Genomic DNA, 15,432 nt, shown 5'->3' with positions numbered 1-15,432 from the left:
GATGCGGGACCCAGGGTCTGTCCCAGGTTGCTCGTTCGGCATACGCCGGCGCGATCGGACCCCGGCTCAGTCCGCTCGGCTGAGGCGGTAGTCGGACCGTCTGGCGCGCCGGGTGCGGGCCCAGTACTCGAACGTGAAACCCGGCCAGAGTGTGCGGTTGACGCCGTGTTCGTCGAGGTACCAGCTCGTGCAGCCGCCGGTACTCCACACCGCCCGGTCGAGGCGGCGCCGGACCATCCCGGCGAACCGTCGTTGTGCTCCCGCCTCGACCTCGACGACCTCGGCGCGGCTTCGGCGCAGCATCCGCAGGCAGCTCATGACGTGTCTGACCTGTGTCTCGATCATGAACACCACGGACGTGTGCGCGAGGCCGGTGTTGGGGCCGAGGAGCATGAACAGGTTGGGGAATTCCGCGACCGTGATGCCGTGGTAGGCGGTCACGCCGTCGGCCCAGGCGTCCTGCAGGGTCAGGCCGGCGCGGCCGACGATCTTCTGGTCGAGCAGCGCCGAGGTGACGCGGAAGCCGGTGCCGTAGACGATGGCGTCGACGTCGTGGGACGTGCCGTCGCGGGTGGTGATGCCGTGCTCGGTGATCTCGGCGATGTCGTAGGTGACGAGCTCGACGTTCGGGCGGGCGAGTGCCGGATAGTAGTCGGACGACAGCAGGATCCGCTTGCAGCCGATGGTGTACTCGGGCGTCAGCCGGGACCGCAGTTCAGGATCGGTGACCTGCCGTCGCAGGTGCCGTCGGGCGGCGTTCTCCAGGGGACCCATCAGCCCCGGGCCCACGGCGAACCCGAGCCCGCGAAGCTCCAGCGCGAGGTAGATCGAGGCCCGGAAGGCCCGCATCGCAAGCGGTGTCGACCGGAACAGCCGGCGCCGGTCGGGCGGGATCTCGGCGTCGGGCCGGGGATGGATCCACGCAGGCGTGCGCTGGAAGACGTGCAGCCGGGCCACCCGCTCCGCGATCCGCGGGACGAACTGCACGGCGCTGGCACCGGTGCCGATCACCGCCACCCGCTTGCCCGTCAGGTCGTAGCTCGAGTCCCATTCGGAGGAGTGGAACTGCCGCCCCACGAACCTGTCGCGGCCCGGCACGTCGGGATAGTTGGGTACGTGCAGTGCCCCGATCGCCGACACCACCACCCGCGGCGTGAGCACCTCACCGTCGGCCGTCTCGACTCGCCAGCGCCCGCCGCAGTCGTCCCACTGCATCGACGCGACGCGGACGCCGTAGCGAAGGTGCGGTGCGAGGCCGTAGGTCCGCACGCACGAGCGCAGGTAGTCCCAGATCTCCTCGCGCGGGGAGAACATCCGCGACCAGTCGGGGTTGAGCGCGAAGGAGTAGGAGTACAGGTGGGAGGGGACGTCGCAGGCGCAGCCGGGATAGCCGTTGGCCCGCCAGGTGCCGCCGAGGTCGTCGTCCTTCTCGAGTACGACGAAGGAGTCCAGGCCGGCCCTCTTCAGCTGGATCGCCATGCCGATGCCGCCGAACCCCGCGCCGACGATGACGATCTCCGGCGTGGCCGTCACCGCCGAGCCTCCGTCCCCGTCGTCCGGCAGATGACCGACGCCACCAGCGCAGGATCGTCGTTCATCGGCGAGTGGCCGCACCCCGGCAGGTCGACGTGCCAGGCATCGGGCAGCAGCGCCCGGGCCCGGGCAGCCTGGCGGTGGAGAAGCAGTCGGTCGCGGGTGCCCCACCCCACCGTCACGGGACACTGCGGCGTGCCGCGCAGGGCGTACTCGCGTCCGTGCCGCGCGACGGCCCGGAAAGCCACGCCGGACCGCATGGCGAGCGCGTCCGCGAGGACCAACTCGGCCGTGAGCCGGTCGGGGCGTCCGACCAACAGGCCGTAGGCCAGCGCGCGGACCCGGGCCGAGCGGGCCGCGGCGCGCAGCACCGGGGCAGGCAGGAAGGCGGCCGAACGAACGGTGTGGAGCAGCCCGAGCGCCCAGCGGCGTTCCCAGGTGCCCCAGAAACCGGCCGGCGCCAAGGCGGTCGCGGATGCCACCTGGCCTGCGACGGCGAGCTCCAGGGCGAGCGCACCACCGAGGCTGTTGCCCGCGACGTGCGGGCGGTCGAGGCCGAGGTCGTCGAAGAACGCGGCGACGGCAGCGGAGAGGTCCTCGCGCCAGCGTGCACCGCTGCAGGCCGGCGACGCGCCGAACCCCGGCAGGTCGACCGTGACAACCTCGTGCCTGTCGGCGAGCAGCGGAACCACGGGATCCCAGCCCTGCCGACGATGGCCCAGTCCGTGCAGCAGCACCAGCGGCGGGCCGCTGCCCTGCCGGTCGTAGGCCAGAGTCACCATGTCCGCGCTCCGATCCGGTTCGTGCCCCGACGATTTCCCATTATTCGCCACGGGATGGGAGACGGGCGCGATGGTGGTCGGGAAGCATCCGGGATGAGACACGGCCTGGGTGGACGGCAGGGGTTGAGGTGCTCATCCTGAGGGAACTCGGCAGTTACCGCGGACCGCCGGGCAGGCCGGGGTGATGCCGGGCACCCGAGGGGGACTGACATGCCGGACGCAGAGGTGACCGGACCACCGGCCACCGAGTCCACCATGGAGCCAACCGCGGGAACGAGCACAGGCGCGACCACGAGGGCGAGCAGCGTGCCGCTGCCGCTGGACGCCGGCTTCTTCCAGGATCCGCAGGCGGTCTACGCCGCGCTGCGTGAGGAGGGGCCGGTCCGCAAGGTCGTACTCCCCGAGGCCAAAGGCTGGCAGGCCTGGATCGTGACCAGGTACGACGAGGCCCGTGCCGCGCTGGCCGATCCCCGCCTGCTCAAGAACGACCGGGTGGCGCTCAGGCAGTACCTGGACCCCGAACAGATCGGCGAGTTCGACTCGGCCTTCGTCGAAGCGCTGCAGGCACACATGCTGAGTTCGGACCCGCCCGACCACACCCGGTTGCGCAAGCTCGTCAACAAGGCGTTCACCTCCCGCCGGGTCGAGGCGCTGCGCCCCCGGGTCGAGGCGATCACCGAGGAACTACTGGACGAGATGGCCAGGCGCGGTGCGGACGGTGAACCGGTCGACCTCATCGACGCGTTCGCGTCCCCGCTGCCGATGACGGTGATCTGCGAACTGCTCGGCGTACCCCAGAACGACCGTGCCGACTTCCGCGGCTGGTGCACGGTGGTGATGACCGACGGCGGCGAGGACTCCGACCGCACCGCGTCGTACGCCATGGCGGGCTACCTCCGTCAGCTGATCGCGGCCAAGCGTGCCAACCCCGGTGAGGACCTGCTGACCGGCCTGGTGCAGGCGCGTGACGACGGCGACCGGCTGGAGGAGAACGAGCTGATCGCGATGGCGTTCCTGCTGCTGCTCGCCGGCCACGAGACGACCGTGAACCTGATCGGGAACGGCATGCTCGCCCTGCTGCGCAACCCCGGCCAGCTCGACCGCCTACGGGCCGACCTCTCCCTGATGGGCGGGGCGATCGAGGAACTCCTGCGCTACGACGGGCCGCTCAACCTCGCCACGACACGGTTCACCTCCGAGCCGGTGCGAGTCGGTGACGTGGAGATTCCCCGCGGCCAGATCGTCCTGGTGTCGCTGGCCTCGGCCAACCACGACGAGCACCGGTTCCCGGACGCGGGCCGGCTCGACGTGACTCGCCGCAGCAGCGGACACCTGGGGTTCGGCCACGGGATCCACTACTGCGTGGGCGCGCCACTGGCCCGGCTGGAGGCCGAGGTGGCGTTCACCCGGATCCTGACCCGCTTCCCCAACCTGTCGCTGGCGTTGGAGCCGCACGAGGTGCGGTGGCGGCAGAGCACCCTGATCCGAGGCGTGGAACACCTCCCCGTACGGATCTTCTGACCGCACTCGGGGCGCGAGTTCGCGTTCGCTCAGGGACGCCACCGGACGGCTTCGATGAACCGCTCCGACTCGTCGCCACGGTTGTTGTAGAAGCAGGCCAGGACGGAGCCGTCACCCATCACGACCGCCCGGGGATAACCCATGTCCCGCATCGGCGTGTCGCTGGTGACGGTGATGGGCTCGGACCAGGAGCGGCCCTCGTCGCCACTGGTGACGTACCGCAGTCCGCTGGGCCGGCCACGGAAACCGTAGATGCACACCAGACGGCCGCCGACCCGCCGTAGCGCCGGTGGGTTGCCGGCCGTGCCGGTGTCACCGACCGGGCGAGCAACGTGCTCCCAGGTGGTTCCTTCGTCGGCGGATCGGTACAGGTCGATCCAGTACTCGTTCCGGCCGTCCCGGGGCCCATGGCACCGCACCGCTGTGAGCAGGCTGCCGTCGTCGGCGAGGACCGAGGACGGCATGATCGACATGCCCGCCGGCTCGTCGCCGAGGTAGCCGCGACGGGTGAAGCTTCGGCCACCGTCGGCGGTGTGGGCGGCGAACACGCGTCCTTCCGAGCCGTCGCTCTTGGACGCGGTCAGCAGCCACAGCGCCTTCCGAGGCCCCAGGGTGACGAGGTCGGTCCGGGCGGAGATACCGGGCTGGTCGAACGAGGGCAGCTCATGCGGCCCGGACCACGACCTGGCCCGGTCGCGGCTGACGTAGAACCAACTGCGCGAGCCGGCCAGCAGTCCCGTACGAGCACACAACACCAGACACTCGGGATCGGTGAAGTCGATGGGTTCGTCGAGGGCGGCGAAGTCCTCGGGTCTGAGGCGGGGCTCGGCCTTGAGCGGCTCGTCCTGGTGCTCGTCTCCGGAGAGCGTGGCTGCTCCCGGGCGTACGCCGGTGAACTCCTCCAGCACCCAGGTCACACCACCGTCGAGGCTACGGGCGACCACCGGAACGAACGGCCGGGCGGTGTCACGTGCGTGCACACCCTTGAGCGGGCCGATGTGGCCGAGGAGGAAGACGACCACCACCTCGTCCCCGAAGGCCCACATGCCGTAGTTCGCGGGCCAGCCCGCGAACCTGCCGGGTTGGTCGTAGACGGTGGTTCGGAACGTGGGCAGGACGCGGGTCACTGTCGTCGGGCCTCTCGTAAGGGTTCTATCGGTACTCCGGATTCTGCCGAGGTCCGCCGCGGCCATACTCATGAGCCGCCGGTAGTCGCTCCCCGGTCGGCCTCGGCAGAACGAGAGAGACGCGCCCTGATTCTTGCGGCAAGCGGGAGTATCCGCAGGACGTACGTCGTCAGGATCCCCATGGCGACACCTGAAGGGTTGATGTACTCGCGGATCTCGTCGAACCTACCGTCGCGAATGTGGAAGACCAGGCAGTAGCCGTCGATCGTGGTGCGGCGACGGAGGAGACGAATGATGAGCTGGTGCTCGTATTCGACGCACAGGTGCTCGCCGGTGGTGAACCAGTTGGTTATGTGAACGTCGGACCGGTCGTCATGTTTGCGCGCGCCACCGGCCGACATGACGAATCCCATGACATCAGCTCGCCCCCTGAACGTGTGACCGATCGGCATGAGCGTGAACGCGCAGTCGTCGGTGATGATGTCGCCGAAGCGCTCGTAGGCGTCCGTCCGGACGATCTCGAAGTACCGATCGATGAGCGAGTCGTTCGATTCTGTTCGCACCGTGGCTCCTGGCAACCCATGCTGGTCCGTTGTCCTGTACCGCCTGGTACCCCCACTACAAAGACGCTTCGCATGCGGCCGACGTGACACCATCGGCTGGTGTTCCACCTCACGTTGACATGCCGCGGTCGTGGTAACAAATGTCATCGATATGAGCGCTGCCGCCGTCACGACCGGCCATGCCATCATCGGGTCCGCACGGCTCTACTACGAGCTGCGAGGTAATGGCCCCGCCTTGCTCTTCATCCCGGGCGGGACCGTGGACAGTAGCCACTTCGCCGAGGTCGCGAACCTGCTCGCCGACGAGTTCCTCACCGTCACCTACGACCGACGCGGCAACGGTGCCAGCCCACGCCCGGCCGACTGGCATGCCACGAGCGTCGCCGAGCAGGCGGACGACGCCGCCGGGCTGATCGAGATCCCCGCGCTCGTCGGTACGTCGCCTGACCTCGCAAGGGTGTCCCGGACGCTTGGCCTCGCCGGGATACCGATCACTTTCCTGGCGGATCCGGCCGCTGCCGGCTCACCGCCGTACCGGGCGGCACGCAGACTCGCCGATTCGTGCCGCTCTGCGCTGACAACGATCCGGCCATGACACGTAAGGAGACGAGATGGCACCCCACCGACGACCACACCGGCAGGCGAGCGGACAGAGCACCGTGACCGTGACCGGCTACGACCGCACCGTGATCAGCGAGCCCGACGACAGTCACATCACGCTGATCTCCACCCTGCTGCACGAGGAGTTCTCCGGCAGCCTTCGCGGCACCGGCGTTGCAGACCACGTGCGCGTCGTGGGCCCCGGCGGCGACGACACCTTCACCGGCGTCGAACGATTCACCGGAACCCTCGACGGTCGTGCCGGCACCTTCGCCCTCACCGCCCAGGGCGGCTCCGTCGGCGGCATCGTCCACGGGCACTGGCAGGTCGTCCCGAACTCCGCCACCGGCGACCTCGTAGGTCTGCGTGGCCACGGGGTCTTCACCGCCGAACCGAACCCGTCAGCCACCGGCGACAACTACGGGACGGCGACCGACTGCCTCACCTACTGGTTCGAGGACTGAGTGGATCACTGACGCGGCCGCGTCGCACCATCGCCGTCGGACCGGGCACCGGGCATGCGAACCTCACCGGACTGGGTGACTTCGGCGGCGTTCAGCACCTGAGTCTGCAGCGCCGTCATCAGCGCCTTCGCGGCGGATTCGGGAACCCCCTCGGCGATCTTGATGGCGTTGCCGAGCTCCACGCCGAACCACGCCACGACATCGCAACGATTTGCGCGGTGCCTGTCGATGCGGACCCTGCGTGCGTGGTCGAGGTTGACGAGCTCACCGTCAGCGGTGCGTACCCACATCGTGCACACCCCTTCACGCGATGCCGATTGTTCCCGAAGGTCCGACGCTAACGGCAACCGACCGGCCGCGCGTCATGTATGACAGAACCGGCCGCGTGTTGGGCAGTTCGGTCAGCGCTTGTTGAGCTTCGACACGAACGATCGGATCTTGGCCTGGGTGCGTGGGTCGCTGGCGGCCGTCTGCAGCCGGTCCTGCGCCTTCTTGACTGCCTGTTGGGTCCGCGGGTCCTTGGCCAGCTGCTGCGCCCTCGTCTGCGCGTTCGCGGCGAGCTTCTTGCCCCGCGGACTTCGGAAGAACTGCAGGATCCGGTCGAGCAGCGATGTCGCCACAATGCCCTCCTCTGTCGGTTCGACGTCTGGAGAACGCCTGGTGCGGCAACCAGGTTCCTCGTTCGGCGGAAGCCGGCGGCGCCGGGCTGACCAGGACCGCATCGCCTTCGCCCGTACGGTCGACGACAGACTGGAGTTCTGATCGGCTGAACGGGCCTGGCCGCGTTAACATGCGCCGTGGCCGGGATCTGGGGGAGTGCGGACGCCGTGAACGCCGGCGGCATTCCGACTCGGGCCTGGAACCGCGCGGCGACGATGGACTGGCTGCGTGCGCGGCCGGCGCGCTGGTCCGATCCGAGGTTGTCCGCCGTCGGCTGGGCAGTGATGGTGGCGTTGTTCGTGGCGACCGACACGAGCGGTGGCTGCAGCGAGGCGGCACCGTGCATGATCGACCGGGACGACGTGCTCGGCGCGGTCGTGGTTGCGGCGGCGTTGGCGCACATCGGCTGGCTGGTGTGGGTTCCCGAGGTCGCCTGGATCACCACTCCTGTGGTCGTGGTGGTGTCGGTGGTGAGCCCGGGCAGCATCGTCGGTGGGGCCGCGTCGTGGGTGCTCTGGCTCGTCGTACCGGCAGCGGCGTGGACCCTGGCCACGTTGTGGCGGAGGCGGTCCGGGCGTGTTCGCCAGCTCGAGATCGTGGCACCGCTGGCGTCGACCATGGCCTTGCCGCCGGTTCCGGCGCCCGCGTGGGACCGGAGGACCCTCCGGCTGCTGGCCGGGTTCGCGGCGCTGGCCGCTGCGGCCGGCCTCGTGGCCTACACACTGCACTGGCAGGCGACAGAGAACGCCCATGTACGTCAGGCGACGCGGGTACCCGGCGCCGTGCTCGCCCATCTCGACGACGGCTACGCACTGAGGGTGCGGCTCAGGCCGCCCGGTGCAGGGGTGCGGAAGCTGGAGACCTTCGACGCGAGCGGGTATCCGGTCGGCTCGGCGGTGCAGGTTCTCGTCGATGGATCCTGGGCACGTCTGGCCGCCGAGCCGTTCGATCCGACCGGCTGGTACATGCTTGCCGCCGGTTTCGCCTTGCTTGGAACGACGTTGGTGGTCACAACCCTGGCGTGGCGCCGGCGGCTGGCCGCTCTCGCGAGCGGACCGGTGCCGGCATTGGCCGTATGGGTAGATCCGGACCGCGATCACTTCCTCATGTTCCGGCAGCGCTGGGTTCAGCATGCCGTGGTGTACGCGGCGGACGACGAGAGCATGAGCCGTCCCCTGTTCGCGGTGCCGGTGGAGGCGCTCGAAGCCGGACACGATGACCTGCGCGACGATGACCTGCCCGACGACGACCTGCCCGACGACGACGAGCCGGGGCCGGCCACCCTCTTCGGCCTGCCGGGTGACGGCGCAGTCATTGCCCTGCGAGTCGAAGGTGACGAGCCGTTGCTTCTGTTGCCGACGGGGCCGGCGCGCAGGGCAGGCCGGCAACGTCGTGGCCGCTACGTCGGTGCGAGCGGTCCGTCGACGGCCGGCCGGTGAACTGACGGGGTCGTCGACGCCGGCGGCCGCGAACGAGGATGCGCCGCCACCGCGATGGTTGCCAGCGCGTCGGTGAGCCGCCGAAGGTGCGGCGGCGGCGACTCGGCCAGCGGTAGGCGCACCGTCGCGTGCGGGATGATCCCGAGCTCGGCCAGGGCGGCCTTGGCCATGATGGCTCCCTGGGATGTGCGCATGATGGCGTCCACCAGGGGAATCAGCTCACCCTGGATCGTCCTCGCCAGTTCGAGATCACCGCATCGAACCGCTCGTAGGAGTTCGGCGTTGCGGTCGGCGACGAGGTTGCCCACCACGCTGACCACGCCGATGGCACCGCTCGCGAGGTAGGGCAGGCTGAGCTCGTCGATGCCGCAGTAGTAGGCGAGCGGCGTACTGGCCATGACGGACATCGCTTCGAAGAGGTCGCCCTTGGCGTCCTTGACCGCTCGGATCCGAGGGTGTGCGGCGAGTTCGGTCAGCGTCGACGCCTCCATGGCGATGCCGGTGCGCGCGGGAACGTCGTAGAGCATCACGGGTAGCTCGGTGGCGTCGGCCACCGCAACACAGTGAGCCACCACCCCTGCCTGGGTCGGCCTGGAGTAGTAGGGACAGACGAGCAGCAGCGCGTCCGCCCCGGCAGCCTCGGCTTCGCGTGCCCGTCGAATCGTGGCCGCCGTGTCGTAGGTGCCGACACCGGCGATCACCCGGGCTCGGCTCCCCGACCGGGCAGCCACGACGCGGACGAGCCGGGCAGTCTCGACGTCGGTCAGGGTGGGCGACTCCCCGGTGGTTCCGCCGACGACGATGCCGTCGCATCCCGTGGACAGCAGGTGGTCGACGAGCTTCGCCACTCCGGGTTCGCTGACCGTGCCGCCGGGCTGCATCGGGGTCACCATGGCGGCGACGTTGGAGCCGAAGAGCAGGTCGGCAGGCAGCATCGTGTCGTTCATGATCCGATCCTGTCCCGGCTGATCCCGGTGGTCCAGCGATGCTTTCTTGCCGGTATTGCTTAGCATTTCTTCATGGTCGAAGTGGGAGCATTGCGGGCCCTGCGGGCGGTGGCCGCGCTCGGGACGCTGGCGCGGGCGGCCGAGGAACTCGGCTACACGGCCTCGGCGGTGTCGCAGCAGATCAAGAAGCTGGAACGCCAGGTGGGCGTGCCCGTCCTGGCACCGGCGGGACGTGGCGTCGTGCTCACTCCGGCCGGGCAGGCCATCGTCGACTCGGCACCCGAGGTGTTCCAGGCGCTCGAACGCTGCGCCGAAGCCGCCCGCTCCGTCGCGGAGGGCGAGCCGCGCGGTGCCCTCCGCGTGGTTGCCTTCTCCACTGCCATTCGCGGGTTGCTCGCGCCCGCCATGTCGCGACTGTCGAAGCGCTGTCCGGACCTCCGCGTGCACGTCGACGAGCGAGACCCCGACGACGCCCTCCACAGCGTCGATGCCGGAACAGCCGACCTGGCCCTCGTCCACGACGCCGACGGACTGCCGGCACCTCTGCCACCATCCCTGACCCAGCGCCACGTACACACAGACGTCGGCGACCTCGTGGTCGGTCGGGCGCATCGCCTGGCGCGGGTCGACCGGCCCCTGACAGCCGGCGACCTGGCCGGCCACGCGTGGGTGACCAGCCCGCCGGGCACGGTGTGCCACCAGTGGTTCCGGCGTCTGGTCGCGGACGTACCCGAGGAGCCGGACGTACGCCACCTGGTCGACGATTTCGCCACCCAGTTGACGCTGGTCGCCTCGGGCGAAGTCGTCGCGCTGATCCCTCGCCTCGCCCGGCCGCCTCTGGGCGAGGGCCTCGTCTCGAAGGTGCTGAGGCGGCCGCCGCAGCGGGAGGTTCACGCCGCGTGGCGGCGCAGTGCCGACGCCAGCCCGGCCGTCCAGGCAGTGGTAGCGGAGCTCGGCCCCCAGCTACGCGCGTAGGGCAGCGGCGGACTCCCGCAGGTGCCGGTGGATGCCGTCGTACGCCGCCGACGCCGGAAGGAGTCCCTTCGGGATCTTGACCACAGAGGAGTAGTTGGTGTCGACGACGTTGGCGATCGGCGCCTTCGCCGTCTGGCTGAGCAACTGGTAGGCGTCCATCCGGTCCAGGCCGTAGAGCTGGCCCAGCCACTGCACCATCTCGACCTGCGCGATCCGCCAGGCGTCCTCGAGCGGACGGCTCGACCCGACGGCGATGATCGCGTCGTCGTGTTCGATTCGCGGCCACACCGGGGCGCCGCCCTTGATCAGGTCGACGATCAGGGTGACGTTCATGGCGCCCTCGACCGCGGTCCCGCACGCCTCACCCTCGCCCTGGCGGTAGTGGCCGTCGCCCACCGAGAACAACGCACCCGGCACGTTGACGCCGAGGTAGCAGGTGGCGCCGGCGCGCATCTCGGGGGTGTCCATGTTGCCGCCGAAGCGTTCGGGTACGAGAGAGGAGCGTGCCTCACGGCCGCCCGGTGCCACGCCGACGGTGCCCAGCATGGGCTCGAGCGGCAGGTCGAGGCGGAAGTCGCTGCGCGCGGCCTCGAATGTCAAGGAGCGCTTGGCAGCGTCGAGGTGGTAGACCCAGGTGACCTCGGGCAGTGGTTCCTGCAGCAGTGCCGTGCGGTCGGTGCCGGTCAGCCCGCCGAAGAAGGGGATCGTCGTCGAGACGCCCCAGTCGCGAGCCGGCTCGAGGTCGACGAAGTGCAGTACGAGGGTGTCACCGGGTTCTGCGCCCTCGACGTAGAAGGGACCGGTCTGCGGGTTGATGAAGTTGATGTCCACGCAGGCCGACGGCAGGTCGGTGGACTGCCGGATCCGGCCGGAGTAGGCGTCCTCGGTCCACAGCCGCATGGCCGTACCCGGACGGACCCGTAGGGCCGGCTCCGCGCCGCCGAACGTCCAGGCATACTGGTCGAAGGTGGGGGTGTACTCGACCGCGTCCATAATCGTGGTCTCCTTCCACATGGTCCGTCGAGCCGCCCGCTGGCGACCGGCCCATAGTAGGAGACGGTGTCCTTGCCCGTCGTAGGCTCGGGCTATGCGAGGTGGCTCGGCTGCGGAGAGCATCAACGCTCTGGTCCGGTTCTGCGCGCGGCGCGACGTCGAAGCGCTGACTCCTGGTCTGGTCGGTGCTCGAGCCGACGTCGCGATCCTGTTCGGCGGCAGCATCCTGGCCGGCGCGGGCGTGTTCGCGGACGCCATCCGGGCGGAGGTCGCCGCCTTCTACCTGATCGTCGGTGGCGAGGGGCACAGCACCGACGCGCTGCGGCGGGAGATGCGCGAACGCACGGGATGGCCGGACGTCGACGCTCTGACCGAAGCCGCACTCTTCGATCGGTACCTGCGCGAGCACCACGGGCTCGCGGTGGACGCCCTCGAGGAGAAGTCCACCAACTGCGGTAACAACGTGACCAACGCTCTGGCCCTGCTGGACGCGCGCGGTGTCAGGCACGACCGGATCGTGCTGGTTCAGGACGCCACCATGCAGCAGCGCATGGACGCCGGCTTTCGCCGGCACGTTCCGCCGACCACGGCGCTGGTGAGCTTCGCCTCGCACCAGACGAGGGTGCGCGAGGTCGACGGTTCCGGTGCCGTGGAGTACGAGTCGGCGCCGGACGGGATGTGGGACGTCGAACGCTACGTGTCGCTCCTGATGGGTGAGATCCCGCGCATGCGAGACGACGCCGACGGGTACGGGCCTTCCGGTCGCGACTTCATTTCCCACGTCGACATACCGGACGACGTTCAGCGCGCGTTCACCCTGCTGCAGAACACCGGCGAGTACGGCGTTCGACGAGCCGATCCACGGTGGAGAGCCTGAAGGGCTCGAGGCACGGCCGCCAGCGGCCATGACAGGTCGTTCAGGGCTGACCCGCAGGCGAAACGTAGGACACTACCTGGGCCGTGTGATGGCAACACCCTGTCCCAGCGGCCCTCGCCGGCAGCGAACGTTGAGCGCTGTGTCACGGCTCGTTCGCCGGGTGGGTGCCGACGGGTCGCACTCGCCGCCGAAAGTGTCCAGGAGCAACGAACGTCGCAACGTGAAGGCAGGTCATGAGCACACCGCACCTCGTCCGCCGTCGCACACTCCTTCAGGTCACCGGCGCGGCGGCGGCCGCGATCGCCGGAGGGCTCGCCCTTCCGGGCCCCGCGTCGGCCGAGACTCCCGACTCGCCCACGTTCGTGACGACACCGTTCACCGTCGGCGTCGCCTCCGGCGACGCGCTACCGGATGCGGTCGTCATCTGGACCCGTCTCGCCCTGGCGCCCACCGCGGTCGGCCAGGGCATGGACGGCATCGGGTCGGTCCCCGTCAGGTGGCAGGTGGCCAGGACGACGGACGGCCTGCGGTCCGGCGACCTCGTCGCGGCAGGCACCGCTCAGGCCGAGGCGGCGTACGGCTGGTCGGTGCACGTCGACGTGCCGGGTCTGCACCCGGACACTTCCTACGCGTACCGGTTCCTCGTCGGCGACTGGATCAGCCCGGTGGGCCTGACCCGCACGGCTCCGGTGCCGTCGGCCGACACCGACGCGAGGTTCGCCGTCGTCAGTTGCGAGAACCTGGCCAAGCCCGGCAGTGGCGTCTTCTACTTCAACGGCGACGACGACATCGCACGCCGGAACGACCTCGACTTCGTCGTCTTCCTCGGTGACTACATCTACGAGTTCGGGCGGCCGGGGCACATCCCCGCCCGCGGCGTCGTCTCTCTCGACGACTACCGCCGTCGCTACGGGCAGTACAAGTCGCGGGATGCCCTGCTCGCGCTCCACGCTCGCTTTCCTGTCTACGTCGTCCCGGACGACCACGAGTTCTTCGACAACGTCCTCGGCGGCGACCCGAACCTGAGCGAGTCGGACCGGCAGCGGTTCAGCAACGCCCTGCAGGTGTTCTGGGAGAACATGCCCCTGCGCGGCGGCCCGCCGGTCCACGACGCATCCTCCGGTCGCGGTCATCTTGTCCTCCAGCGGCAGGTGCGCTGGGGACGCCACCTCGATCTGCTGCTCGTCGACGACCGTCAGTGGCGGACGCCGACCAGCACGATCCTCGGCGAGGACCAGATGGCGTGGCTGCTGGACAAGGTCGCGGGCTCGCGCTCGACCTGGACGGCGATCGGTTCCGGTGTCCCGCTTTCCTGGTTCCCGGGCTTTCCCGGCGCGGCGGACAAGTGGACCGGCTACGAGGCGGACCGGTCGGCGCTCACCGACGCGTTGGCTGCCCGGCTCGCCGCCCGCGGTCGCCGCGCGTTCAACCCTGTCGTGCTCAGCGGGGATGTGCACCGCGGCATCGTCACCATGGTGCGTCAGCGGCAGAGCGAGAGCTCGGTGCTGGTGGCCACGGAGTTCGTGGGGCCGCCCCTGACGAGCAACAGCAGCACTGATTTCACGCGCTACACCGACCCGGGTGCGTTCCGCGCCGAGTATGTCTACGGCGATGCGGGCCAGCTCAGCTCCTACCGCGGATACCTCGACTGCACGGTCGACGCGACGTCGTGGACGACCGCGTACGTGCTCGGCAACCAGGTCGAGCGACCCGACGGCACGGTGTCCGTGTTCGATCGGTGGCGAGTCGAAGCGGGCGCGCCCGTCGGGTCGGTCCGGCGCCTGTGATCGGGACGGGAGGAGAACGGCCGACGTTCGTTCGCGTCCTCTGGGTTCGCTGCGCTACCAGGTCAGGTCGAGGTAGTGCTGCCCGTGCTCTCGCAGCAGCGACAGGTTGGGGCCCTCCTCGCCCCTGCCGGTCGACATGGCGAGCTCCCAGCGGGCGTTGAACGCGACGATCCAGGCGGCTGCCGCGGATGCCGTACGTCGTTCGCCGCCGGTGAGGCCGACTCCGCGGGCAGCCTCGTAGTCCTGCAGGAACGCCGTCGCTTCGTCGGGTGAGGACAGGCCGCCCCCACTGGTGGAGCTCGCGGCGTAACAGGCGGCGGCGAAGCCGGCGATGACGGCCTCGGTGTCGGCGACGAGTTCCCAGTCGAAGGTGCCGACGAGCACTCCCTCGTGGACGGCGGCGTTGCCGGCGTACCAGTCGGCGTGCCCCACGACCACCTCCGCGCCGTCGCGGCAGGTGAGGATCCGGTCGGACGCACGCCGCGCGTACGCGTCAAGCCAGTCGTAGCCGGCGGGCGTGACGTCGAAGTTCACGATCGAATCGTGGGGTACGGGCCACGGGCCGGCCTGGTACTGGCACCACGACGGCCCCGCTCCCACTCGCTGCAGGAGATCGGGCCGGGCCCGCAGCAGGTCGATGTGCCGGGCGAGACCAGCGGCCAGCAGCCGGCGGTTGGCAGGGTCGCGTCCGTCCGGAACCGCGCCGGCGAGCAGAGTCTCCACGGTGAGGACCCGTCCGCCGAACTTGTCGGGGCCCGACAGGGGTTCCGGACACGGAAAGCCGGCCGCGGCGAGGACCCGCTGGGCATCTCTCGCGGCGGCGATGGCGTCGGTGGCGTCGGCCGCCTCGTGGTCCACCGGTGCACGGTGGCCCTTGATCACCACAGACCGCCCGTCGTCCAGGTCGACTCCCCACACGGCGTCGATGCGCCCAGCACGGAACCGGACCTTCCGGATGGGGCTAGCGAGGTGTTCGCAGGCGTAGGAGTTCAGGAACGCCCGCAACTCGGCCACCGACTCCGTACCGTGAACGGCGCGTTCGGTGTCGGTGGTCCGATCCGCCACGTCGTCGCGGCCGGAGGAGGATGCGCTGTCGGAGCTTGCCACCCCGGGAGCATCCCATCCCGTCGACGAGGCTGCATGGCGTGCCGCCATCGGTGAGCA

Annotated in this window: 16 protein-coding genes; 7 read left to right on the top strand and 9 right to left on the bottom strand. The window is 69.8% G+C overall.

Translation table 11 applies throughout. The features are described 5' to 3' along the window. Positions 1-66: 66 nt before the first annotated feature. Positions 67-1,533, bottom strand: coding sequence for an NAD(P)-binding domain-containing protein (locus F4554_RS17420; RefSeq protein ID WP_179788544.1), 1,467 nt, complete (start codon positions 1,531-1,533; stop codon positions 67-69). After that, the gene (locus F4554_RS17415) at positions 1,530-2,315 is read right to left on the bottom strand and encodes an alpha/beta fold hydrolase (protein WP_179788542.1); all 786 of its coding nucleotides are present in this window, start codon (positions 2,313-2,315) and stop codon (positions 1,530-1,532) included. Before F4554_RS17415 ends, F4554_RS17420 begins: the two co-directional genes overlap by 4 nt. Before the next feature lie 210 nt (positions 2,316-2,525). Here F4554_RS17415 and F4554_RS17410 point away from each other — a divergent pair, with 210 nt between their 5' ends. Further along, positions 2,526-3,836, top strand: coding sequence for a cytochrome P450 family protein (locus F4554_RS17410; RefSeq protein ID WP_179788540.1), 1,311 nt, complete (start codon positions 2,526-2,528; stop codon positions 3,834-3,836). A 29-nt stretch (positions 3,837-3,865) separates the two neighbouring features. On the opposite strand, the gene F4554_RS17405 is transcribed toward F4554_RS17410, so the two are convergent. Together F4554_RS17405 and F4554_RS17400 are read right to left on the bottom strand one after the other, a co-directional pair. Next, on the bottom strand, positions 3,866-4,963 hold the full coding sequence (locus tag F4554_RS17405) for a sialidase family protein (protein WP_202889328.1): 1,098 nt from the start codon (positions 4,961-4,963) through the stop codon (positions 3,866-3,868). A 68-nt stretch (positions 4,964-5,031) separates the two neighbouring features. After that, positions 5,032-5,541: a nuclear transport factor 2 family protein gene (locus F4554_RS17400; RefSeq protein WP_179788538.1), complete on the bottom strand. Its 510-nt coding sequence runs from the start codon at positions 5,539-5,541 to the stop codon at positions 5,032-5,034. A 136-nt stretch (positions 5,542-5,677) separates the two neighbouring features. Here F4554_RS17400 and F4554_RS17395 point away from each other — a divergent pair, with 136 nt between their 5' ends. Together F4554_RS17395 and F4554_RS17390 are read left to right on the top strand one after the other, a co-directional pair. Beyond that, positions 5,678-6,121, top strand: a complete 444-nt coding sequence (locus F4554_RS17395; protein WP_179788536.1) for an alpha/beta fold hydrolase — start codon at positions 5,678-5,680, stop codon at positions 6,119-6,121. A gap of 16 nt (positions 6,122-6,137) precedes the next feature. Beyond that, complete coding sequence (locus tag F4554_RS17390; RefSeq protein WP_179788534.1) at positions 6,138-6,590, top strand: DUF3224 domain-containing protein; 453 nt, start codon at positions 6,138-6,140, stop codon at positions 6,588-6,590. 5 nt (positions 6,591-6,595) lie between these two features. Here F4554_RS17390 and F4554_RS17385 read toward each other — a convergent pair whose 3' ends face one another. Next, positions 6,596-6,880 (bottom strand): hypothetical protein, encoded by a 285-nt coding sequence (locus F4554_RS17385; RefSeq protein WP_179788532.1) that lies wholly within the window; start codon positions 6,878-6,880, stop codon positions 6,596-6,598. A 111-nt stretch (positions 6,881-6,991) separates the two neighbouring features. Then, positions 6,992-7,210, bottom strand: a complete 219-nt coding sequence (locus tag F4554_RS17380) for a hypothetical protein (protein ID WP_179788530.1) — start codon at positions 7,208-7,210, stop codon at positions 6,992-6,994. A gap of 177 nt (positions 7,211-7,387) precedes the next feature. Between F4554_RS17380 and F4554_RS17375 the strand changes: the two genes are divergently transcribed. After that, positions 7,388-8,689: a hypothetical protein gene (locus F4554_RS17375; protein WP_179788528.1), complete on the top strand. Its 1,302-nt coding sequence runs from the start codon at positions 7,388-7,390 to the stop codon at positions 8,687-8,689. Here F4554_RS17375 and dapA read toward each other — a convergent pair. Then, positions 8,650-9,636 (bottom strand): 4-hydroxy-tetrahydrodipicolinate synthase, encoded by a 987-nt coding sequence (gene dapA, locus F4554_RS17370; RefSeq protein WP_202889327.1) that lies wholly within the window; start codon positions 9,634-9,636, stop codon positions 8,650-8,652. The genes F4554_RS17375 and dapA overlap by 40 nt on opposite strands. A gap of 72 nt (positions 9,637-9,708) precedes the next feature. On the opposite strand from dapA, the gene F4554_RS17365 reads away from it, so the two are divergent. After that, complete coding sequence (locus F4554_RS17365) at positions 9,709-10,611, top strand: LysR family transcriptional regulator (protein WP_179788526.1); 903 nt, start codon at positions 9,709-9,711, stop codon at positions 10,609-10,611. On the opposite strand, the gene F4554_RS17360 is transcribed toward F4554_RS17365, so the two are convergent. Continuing rightward, positions 10,600-11,604 carry an acetamidase/formamidase family protein gene (locus tag F4554_RS17360; protein ID WP_179788524.1) on the bottom strand — a complete coding sequence of 335 codons (1,005 nt, stop codon included), beginning with the start codon at positions 11,602-11,604 and terminating at the stop codon, positions 10,600-10,602. The two genes, F4554_RS17365 and F4554_RS17360, sit on opposite strands and share 12 nt — an antisense overlap. A 94-nt stretch (positions 11,605-11,698) precedes the next feature. Here F4554_RS17360 and F4554_RS17355 point away from each other — a divergent pair, with 94 nt between their 5' ends. Further along, on the top strand, positions 11,699-12,481 hold the full coding sequence (locus F4554_RS17355) for an ElyC/SanA/YdcF family protein (protein WP_179788522.1): 783 nt from the start codon (positions 11,699-11,701) through the stop codon (positions 12,479-12,481). A gap of 233 nt (positions 12,482-12,714) precedes the next feature. Continuing rightward, entirely contained in the window at positions 12,715-14,268 is a 1,554-nt protein-coding gene (locus F4554_RS17350; protein ID WP_179788520.1) for an alkaline phosphatase D family protein, read from the top strand. Between the two features lie 54 nt (positions 14,269-14,322). On the opposite strand, the gene F4554_RS17345 is transcribed toward F4554_RS17350, so the two are convergent. Beyond that, positions 14,323-15,375 carry an aminoglycoside phosphotransferase/kinase family protein gene (locus tag F4554_RS17345; protein WP_179788518.1) on the bottom strand — a complete coding sequence of 351 codons (1,053 nt, stop codon included), beginning with the start codon at positions 15,373-15,375 and terminating at the stop codon, positions 14,323-14,325. Between the last annotated feature and the right edge of the window lie 57 nt (positions 15,376-15,432).

Origin of the sequence: Actinopolymorpha rutila (genome assembly GCF_013407855.1) — a bacterium.
Taxonomy (GTDB): Bacteria; Actinomycetota; Actinomycetes; order Propionibacteriales; family Actinopolymorphaceae; genus Actinopolymorpha; species Actinopolymorpha rutila.
This window is presented reverse-complemented; position numbering and strand designations above follow the sequence as displayed.